Genomic DNA, 7,573 nt, shown 5'->3' with positions numbered 1-7,573 from the left:
CACCCGCTCCTTATCCTTGTCGCTGGCTTTATCCCTGACACTGTCAGATTTCCCGCCAACGGTACATCCCTGCCGGGAAGCCGCCCAGTCAGCAAAAATATTGCTCTCACCGGCAATGTCCTGACAGACTTTTTGCTGGGACACCTGCGTCCGGGGGAAAAGCCCGCCAATAATCCCCTGCGCCGCCTGGCAGGAACTGAGGTTCATACTGTTAATGTCGCTTGCCATTTTCTGCAGGAAGTCTTTTGCGGTTTTGATTTCCGGCACCGTTGTCTGCAGGGCAAGGTCAAAAAAGTAACCGGCAGCATTGCTCATAATCTGCTTAACAAAACGCTGCAGCTGCTCGCCATTAATAAAACTGAACGAACCGAGGTAGGCATCGATGCCGCCACATCCGGCATTGATATCCGGCAGCGTCATGGAAATCAGCTGAACATTTTTGACCTGAGTACGGGCATACAGGGAGCCGCCGTAAGCATAGCCGGCAGCCTGCCCCTGCCAGACGCCCGACTGTGTGGTATTGGAGGCGAAGCCCAGCTTGTTAAAGAACTGATTCATGTCGCTGTTCACATCCGCTGACGCTGCGGGTGTGACCGTCAGTAAAGCAGCACAAAGAACCAGAAGAGGTTTAATGCGTGGCATCATTCTTGCCCTCCCTTAATTTGTTCTCCCGGCGCATACGACATTTCAGCAGGAATATCCCGATATTTCCGTCCAGTCCTGCGGCTGTAATATATTTCAGACACCGAAATCCATCCCACAATTGCCCCCACAAAAAACACAACAGAAACAGAAAAGGTAAGGCACAGCGAAACGACAATTTCTACAGGGCTGGCGGGATAAAAAAGCCCCTGATGGATAAAGGGGATATTCAGGCTGACGATTATTCCCGTCGCGATGCCGGATATTCCGGCAATGAGTAACACCACCTGCTTATTTCGCACCTTTTTTCCCTCCGTACATCTGCAGAACGGTATCCATCCGCGCCATAAAACCGGCAGCATCCGTTGCCCCCTGTAAAAGCGGTAATGCCTCAAGCGTGTTGACGTTGACCAGGAAGGTGGTCGGTGTGGCCACCGGGATATTCGGGAAGAAGGTCTGCATCACGTCCGGTGGCACCGGCAATGCCTCCGGAAAGGCGGTATCCCCCTGACCATCCAGGGTGTAGGGAAAAACGGAAAAGCCGTACTGCTGTGCCAGCTGTTTCAGTACCGGGTCAAACTGGTGACAGTAAGGGCAATGCCCCTGCATAAACAGCACCACCTTCCAGTCGGCCAGGTTAACCTGCCTGCCGTTGCTGAGGCGGAACCAGCGGGGGGCTGGCTTTTCTGTCCTGGCTGACGTGCCTGCTGCCGGTTGTGCAGGCTGCGCGGCCATACCCTGCGGATTCCAGAGTCGTTCAATTTCATCCCGGGTGGAGGCCTGCACACCTGTGGCCATAATCAACAAAATGACCGGCAGTAATTTAGTGAGAGACATGTCCGCCCTCCTGCTGCTCTGCCATCATGGCCTGTTGCCTGGCTTCCAGTGCCTCACGCTCTTCCCGGCTGACACGGGCAATCCATGCATCCAGCACCTGGTATGCGCCGAACAGCACAAGGATGGCCGCAATCAACTCCGCCAGAAAAAAAGCCATCCAGGGTTTGCTGTAAACAAGACGGGCGACGATATGAAACCAGACACCCAGGGAAAATACCCACATTCCCGTAATATCAAGCCGGGGTAAAGAGAATTTATATTTATGCACAGTAAAACTCTCCTGTCATACAGAGAATTAAATAAGGGACTACCGGAATAAATGGTGAATTATTACCAGGTTCAGAATTAATGGAATTTACTGACGAACGGAAAATATCCGTAATTCAGAAGTTCGGTTTAAAATCTTCAGAAACGTTCAGGAACTGTTTTGCCAGGTCGTCCTGCGAAATAAAACCGTATGATAACGGACGAACACTGCCCTGTTTCGGGTCAACCAGCATCATGGCCGGGAAATATTTCACGCCGAGGCGCTGCGCCTGCCCCTGGTCAGTCCGGGAATCCGGCAACAGCGGATTAATCACACCATCCACGGAAACGGGAATAACACTCAGACCATAGGTATCCCTGAAGCCATTAATGACCTGCGCCAGCTGCCCGTCGATGGGGTCCTGCCCCCGGTAAAAGAACATGATGCCGTAGTGTTCAGCCAGTTTCGCAATGGCCTGTCGCTGCTGCGCCTGGTCTGCCGCCAGCTGGTTCCGGACCGTGCCGTTGTAATGGCTGTACTGCAGGTTATAGTCCAGTTCGGGATGCGCCAGCATGGCTTTTTTGGCGCTCATGGTGAAAAGCCCGGCCTGCTGAGTCCAGTAATTCTGCAGCCGGAAATATTTCACAAAATTATCCACGCCGGGATACAGAATGGCTTCATACAGCGCCCGCTTTGTTGCCGTCTGCAGTGCGGCCAGTTTCTGCATAATGTCCGGCTCCTGACGGGGGGCTGCAGGTACTGGTTTATTTTCTTTTTCCTTCGGATTTATTTTCTCGTTATACCACTGCCAGCCTGCATCTTTTCCTGACGCCGGAAAAATAAAGCAGCAGAGTAACAGTGGCAGTAATGCTTTATTCATCTTCATTCCTTTCATCACTTTTTCTTTCATCAGGTTTCTGCAGGTCAGTCAGGGCAGAAAAACAAAAATACAGAATAAACAGGAGCACACCGGAGTAAAGGATAACGAAAGCAGCGGCAAGCATCCCGTCTGCCGTGGTTTCTTTTACCGTATCCCACGACCAGATAATTACCGGGGAAATGACAATCACTGTAATCAGAAGCCGGATAAGAAAATCAATAAAACGGTTCGACGTGAATATGACTTTCATCATTTTCCCCGGTTATTTTCCATACCTTACTGTCCTGCCTGTTTCAGCTGGTCAGCAATCTGCTCTTTCACTTTCTGCGTCAGAACACCACTGTCCGGGATTTTCTGGTTATTCATCAGGTCTTCGTAGAAGTTAGTGAAATCCAGTCTGTCGAACTGAATTTTCTGCAGCTCATCAACCGTAATCCCCCGACAGTCAGGATGCTTCGCACTGCCAAAACTGATACGCAGCTGACCGTTGCGCCCCTGCTGCTGGACTATCTGCGCCAGCTTCGAATCAAACTGACAGTAGCTGCGTTTTTTCTCCAGGCAGACACCCAGCACTTTCTTCGAACAGAATTCTCCGACACTGACGGTCAGTTTGTTTGATTTTGCTTTAGCCAGGGCCTTTTCATCACTGCTGCATTTGGCCAGCCCGATATCCTGTCCCCAGCCGCTGTCCTTACAGCAGTTGCTGTATCCGGCTGCAGCCTTCTTACAAAATTTCGCCTGACCGGTGAAAGCACGGACATCCACCCCGTTCAGCGCCGCAACATCCTTACCTGCTGCGGCCAGTGCCGCCAGCTGAGAAACGGCTTCGGCAAAATCATTACTCTTCCCGCTCTGAGCCTTATCGCATTCACCGTCAAGGCAGAAGACGTCTCCCCCACAGACCATCACTTTCCCGGATGTTTTTGACTCACAGGAGTACGTGGCATATTCATGCAGACAGGCACCTTCTTCGGAGTAAAAGGCGCACTGGTGTGACACCAGGGTACAGGCAGGATTGTCGGTGTAGGTCTGACAGGTTCCCTTGTCTGCTGACTGCGTGACATACGTGTCCCGGTATGCCCAGCAGCTCTGGTACATGCTGTATGACTGACCGTCTTTCACCAGCGTCCTGTTCCCGCCAGCCTCCGTACATTCTGTTTTTGTCAGTTTCCCCAGCTCTTTGCTGAACGGGCAGCTTTCAGACCAGACAACATACGGGGTGTACGAGGCTTTTTTTACCCTGACAACCAGACGCAGCTTCATTGCCGTATGACGTTTGAATTTTGTATTCCCGACCCGGACGGGGTGAGATGACGTAAAAGCCACACCGGCAGTCAGTGTTTTCTGTACTGGTGTAAATGAGGCATCTGCTGAGTATTTGGCATTCCAGCTCAGTGGGGTTCCCAGTACTGTAATTGTCATAGGTACACTCTTCTGCAAGTAAGTACGACTCCAGCTGTAATGCGCATCGACAATTTCACCGGTAACGGGAGAGGTAATGGAGACAACATACTGACCATTCACTTCACGTGCAGGTAGCTGACTCATTTCATACTCCAGCGTCCGGGTTTCCCATGTGGTACTCCCCTGCAGCTCCATACGGGCAGTTCGTGTGCAGTACTGCTCCACCTGTAAATCCCGCTCACAGGTGTAATTCGTGTATTCACTCCGGCTAATCTCCTGCGCACTGCACTGCTGCCCGGTGTTTCCCACAATGCTGTCAGCCCGGTTCACCACATCCCTGCCGGTCTGGATAAACGGTGCATCCGGTGAAAGAATGTCTTTCGGCTTGTTCATGAATGACTCTGTGATGGTTTTTCCGGTTTCACCGGTCGCCCATTCCGTGGTGCCGTCATTTTTCAGGCCGCCATCCCCGCCGGCAGTCACGCCACCGTAATATTTTGTCTCGTCCGGATTCGCGTTATAGCCGGGGATACTCTCCTGTGGCTTAAAGCCCTGAATACTGCCTGTACCCTGCCCCTGAATCTGACGGGCAAAATCAGAACCCGCCCGGTAATCACTGTTGCTGTCAGCCTGTGCCACACTGACTGCCAGCCCCAGCAGCAATGGCAGAAGACGTTTCATACCTCACTCTCCCTCTGATATTGCTCAAACCAGAACACGACTGGTTTGTTCACCACCTGAATCAGCCCGAACCGTTCTGCGGTCCTGAAATTCACGCTGCTTCTTCGCCCCCGTTCAACCTGCAGGGACACCTGCGTTCTGAACATCTCCAGCGAATATGTTGTTTTCAGCAGGTTGCACGGCGCACAGGCCGGGACGAGGTTTTCCGGACAGTCGGCCTCCGGTCTGAAAACATCACCGGTGGATTTCAGCCTGAAAATGCGCTTTTCTGCAGCCTTCATGCACTGCTCTGACTTGCGGAGCACCGCCTGAACATGGTCGGCATGCCAGCCTTTTTCCGGCAGTTCACAGCCGCAGTACGCACAACGACCGCCGAATTTCATACGCAGTTTTTCCCGCTGCTTCTTTGTCAGCGCCATCAATGCCTCCTTACGGGAACAGATTTACGGATTCAGTAAGCGGACCAGCGTCCTGAAGTCTGCACGCAGTGAGCGGCGACAGTACCGGTGATACCAGTGATGAGGGCCTTCAGGCTGAAGCCGGAAACAGAGCTGAAGGTCACTGTTAAAAGAAGCCCCGACGGACCAGCCCCACAGCAACCGGGGCATCATGGACTCCGCATCCTGCCGCAGTCGCTGCTCAAGAAGAGCCGCCTTTTTTACCGGACAGACAAAGGCAATATAAGGCGGCAGTTTCGTAACAGGGAAACCATGCCCCTGACAGGACGCATATGTACGAAATCCGTGAACGTTCATCGCGGCCACCAGTGCACGGATGTCCGGGTCAATCCGGTAATACCCGGCAGGTAAAGTCATTTTTGTTTATCTCCGGGGTTATTCAGCAACGCCCGGGCCACCTGCCGGCAGTCTCCTGCGGTGGCCACTTTCTCCAGCGCCTGCCTGACGCGCAGATTTCCCCGGATGATGTCGTGCCCCTGGCTGCAAAACACCACCAGGGCCGGTACGCTGCGAATGCCGTACTGTGAAAACAGCGTCGGGTCGATCTGAACACCATCAGTTGCGCCGTCTTTCACCAGGGACAACACGGCTTCAGCGGTGGTCTTCAGGTCATTGTTCACCATGCCCCGCAGTGTGGCCGGAATACCGTAGTGCCGGGTTTCGCTCAGCATCCGTTTCAGCCCCTCTTCGGGAATGGAGAAGGACACAAAGTACACGGCGCCCTGCTGTGGTTTATCCTTCTGAGCAGCCTGCTGTTTACGGACCAGTTCATCGAGAAACTGGTTATCGGAATGCTGAAGGGGATTCGCCCTGACCTGCTGCTCTGCCCATGCCTGCAACTGTGTGTCCGGCTTTTCACGTAACTGCTGACTCAGTGTTTCCTGCTGCTTCAGGAACTGGCGGTTTTCGGGCGTATTCACGTTTTCCGAAGCATGGGCAGAAATAAACAGTCCTGTGGTCAGGGCAAAAAGTACAAATATTTTCCGGCTCATATCATCTCCCGGCATAGCGATATAATTTAATTACCGGCACACTTTTCTTTCAGTCTCTCAGACAATGCATATAATTCATCCATTTCTTCCTGAGTAATGCATTTTCTGCTGACAGTAATCTGCACCGTAGCCACGGCGGTATCTCTGTTCAGAGTAATATCATCACCGTAATTTTTTAATGACAGATGGTTTCCCTCTCTCCGGACCTGGTATATTTTTTCCGGTGGATATTCAGACAATTCCCTCTCCCACCTGTTTTTAGATTTATCATTACGATTATATTCAGACATAATGCTGATAAATTCCCGAAATCTTCTGTCAATAAACTCCAGTCGGTTCAGTATATCCTCTGATTTCCTGACATCTTCAATATCTGTAAGCCGACGGCACTCCAGCAGAGGATAATATGCTCCACCATTTTCAGCCCATTCTCTGACCACATCAAAAGCACTCACCCTTTCCAGCAGGGAGAAAAAACGCTCCTCACTGATAAAAATTTCTTTTTCTTTATTACTTATCTTTCGTAAAAATGATAAAAAACTCATAACACACCTTTATTTATATTTTACATATGCACACACGGTTATATTTATGAGAACCGACAGACTCATTTCCTGCGCTTAACAGACATAAACTTATCTGACGAAAGAGACAAGACAACAACGCTTACCACTGTCAGAATAAGAACCGTCTTCAGATACAGTTTGACAAGCAGTATTTTTTCCAGTGTATCTGCATCCTGCCAGTCGTTAACAATGTCTGAGATAATATGTTCAGGGCAAAGATAAAACCACACCACAGGGCATATCACCATAGCAAAAGGAAACAGTTTTAATACATTGCCTGTCAAACGAATGAACACTTGGGATATACTCATATACATATGAATGTATTTACTGCTTAATTTCTTTTCCATTTAAAATATTCCTCTTTTTGTTTAAGTTACAGGAATACACAGTTACGTTTACGCCACATCAGGTAGCCGAAGTTTTTCTTTGTGTTGGGCGGATTTTTTCCCGTCTCCCAGCGCATCACACTGCGCCCGAACGGATGGCACTGTCCGCTGTCCGGATACATATTCACCATCTGATAACGCCAGCGTTCTTTGGGCAGGATTGGGGACGGATATTCATTACAGACGGCGTTATTTTTCCCGATGGTTTCCATAATCATGCCCTGACGGTGCAGCTTGAACGCCATGCGTTCACTGACCAGCAGGGAGGACTGCAACGGACTGGACTCATTACTCACCCAGCCATTGAACGGGTACATACTGCCCTGCGAACCGGCACACCAGAACAGAACATCGAGAGGCATATTAAAGGCGCTGGCAATGGCATCTGCTGCACAGGCCCCCTGTGCTATCGGATTGGCAAAGATGACAGCTTCCGGATTGAGAATGGTGGTCAGGCTGCTGTCCGTCCAGGTGGGG

General features: G+C 51.0%; 12 protein-coding genes. All 12 read right to left on the bottom strand.

The genetic code is table 11. The features are described from left to right. The coding region (locus ACLQ7T_RS15745) for a conjugal transfer protein TraH (RefSeq protein ID WP_420480239.1) at positions 1 to 645 on the bottom strand (645 nt) is incomplete at its 3' end. Continuing rightward, positions 642 to 944, bottom strand: coding sequence for a P-type conjugative transfer protein TrbJ (gene trbJ / locus ACLQ7T_RS15740; protein ID WP_001244873.1), 303 nt, complete (start codon positions 942 to 944; stop codon positions 642 to 644). The genes ACLQ7T_RS15745 and trbJ, both read right to left, overlap by 4 nt. Then, positions 934 to 1,479, bottom strand: coding sequence for a type-F conjugative transfer system pilin assembly thiol-disulfide isomerase TrbB (trbB, locus tag ACLQ7T_RS15735; RefSeq protein ID WP_105078375.1), 546 nt, complete (start codon positions 1,477 to 1,479; stop codon positions 934 to 936). The genes trbJ and trbB overlap by 11 nt, the downstream gene beginning before the upstream one ends. Next, positions 1,466 to 1,747, bottom strand: coding sequence for a type-F conjugative transfer system pilin chaperone TraQ (traQ, locus tag ACLQ7T_RS15730; protein WP_000549793.1), 282 nt, complete (start codon positions 1,745 to 1,747; stop codon positions 1,466 to 1,468). The genes trbB and traQ overlap by 14 nt, the downstream gene beginning before the upstream one ends. Positions 1,748 to 1,862: 115 nt before the next feature. Further along, positions 1,863 to 2,636: a type-F conjugative transfer system pilin assembly protein TraF gene (traF, locus tag ACLQ7T_RS15725; RefSeq protein WP_077253142.1), complete on the bottom strand. Its 774-nt coding sequence runs from the start codon at positions 2,634 to 2,636 to the stop codon at positions 1,863 to 1,865. Then, positions 2,599 to 2,859 (bottom strand): conjugal transfer protein TrbE, encoded by a 261-nt coding sequence (locus tag ACLQ7T_RS15720; protein ID WP_089560846.1) that lies wholly within the window; start codon positions 2,857 to 2,859, stop codon positions 2,599 to 2,601. The genes traF and ACLQ7T_RS15720 overlap by 38 nt, the downstream gene beginning before the upstream one ends. A 23-nt stretch (positions 2,860 to 2,882) precedes the next feature. Next, positions 2,883 to 4,691 (bottom strand): type-F conjugative transfer system mating-pair stabilization protein TraN, encoded by a 1,809-nt coding sequence (gene traN, locus ACLQ7T_RS15715; protein WP_104774095.1) that lies wholly within the window; start codon positions 4,689 to 4,691, stop codon positions 2,883 to 2,885. Further along, positions 4,688 to 5,110: an HNH endonuclease gene (locus ACLQ7T_RS15710; RefSeq protein WP_001229309.1), complete on the bottom strand. Its 423-nt coding sequence runs from the start codon at positions 5,108 to 5,110 to the stop codon at positions 4,688 to 4,690. Before ACLQ7T_RS15710 ends, traN begins: the two co-directional genes overlap by 4 nt. Positions 5,111 to 5,502: 392 nt before the next feature. Continuing rightward, positions 5,503 to 6,141, bottom strand: a complete 639-nt coding sequence (gene trbC, locus ACLQ7T_RS15705; protein WP_000087539.1) for a type-F conjugative transfer system pilin assembly protein TrbC — start codon at positions 6,139 to 6,141, stop codon at positions 5,503 to 5,505. A gap of 26 nt (positions 6,142 to 6,167) precedes the next feature. Then, positions 6,168 to 6,686: a hypothetical protein gene (locus ACLQ7T_RS15700; protein ID WP_000009088.1), complete on the bottom strand. Its 519-nt coding sequence runs from the start codon at positions 6,684 to 6,686 to the stop codon at positions 6,168 to 6,170. A gap of 62 nt (positions 6,687 to 6,748) precedes the next feature. Continuing rightward, the gene (locus tag ACLQ7T_RS15695; protein WP_104774097.1) at positions 6,749 to 7,057 is read right to left on the bottom strand and encodes a hypothetical protein; all 309 of its coding nucleotides are present in this window, start codon (positions 7,055 to 7,057) and stop codon (positions 6,749 to 6,751) included. A gap of 26 nt (positions 7,058 to 7,083) precedes the next feature. Next, a partial coding sequence (gene traU / locus ACLQ7T_RS15690; RefSeq protein WP_219355633.1) for a conjugal transfer pilus assembly protein TraU occupies positions 7,084 to 7,573 on the bottom strand: 490 nt, incomplete at its 5' end.

It is taken from the genome of Brevundimonas sediminis (assembly GCF_048799765.1).
In the GTDB taxonomy this organism is placed as follows: Bacteria; Pseudomonadota; Alphaproteobacteria; order Caulobacterales; family Caulobacteraceae; genus Brevundimonas.
Note: the sequence above shows the minus strand (reverse complement) of the source record. Positions and strands in the feature narration are given on the sequence as shown.

Excerpts from the sequence above, each read along its gene's own strand:
- trbB (WP_105078375.1), bottom strand. The coding sequence starts at position 1,479 with ATGTCTCTCACTAAATTACTGCCGGTCATTTTGTTGATTATGGCCACA.
- traF (WP_077253142.1), bottom strand. The coding sequence starts at position 2,636 with ATGAAAGAAAAAGTGATGAAAGGAATGAAGATGAATAAAGCATTACTG.
- ACLQ7T_RS15720 (WP_089560846.1), bottom strand. The coding sequence starts at position 2,859 with ATGATGAAAGTCATATTCACGTCGAACCGTTTTATTGATTTTCTTATC.
- traN (WP_104774095.1), bottom strand. The coding sequence starts at position 4,691 with ATGAAACGTCTTCTGCCATTGCTGCTGGGGCTGGCAGTCAGTGTGGCA.
- ACLQ7T_RS15710 (WP_001229309.1), bottom strand. The coding sequence starts at position 5,110 with ATGGCGCTGACAAAGAAGCAGCGGGAAAAACTGCGTATGAAATTCGGC.
- trbC (WP_000087539.1), bottom strand. The coding sequence starts at position 6,141 with ATGAGCCGGAAAATATTTGTACTTTTTGCCCTGACCACAGGACTGTTT.
- ACLQ7T_RS15700 (WP_000009088.1), bottom strand. The coding sequence starts at position 6,686 with ATGAGTTTTTTATCATTTTTACGAAAGATAAGTAATAAAGAAAAAGAA.
- ACLQ7T_RS15695 (WP_104774097.1), bottom strand. The coding sequence starts at position 7,057 with ATGGAAAAGAAATTAAGCAGTAAATACATTCATATGTATATGAGTATA.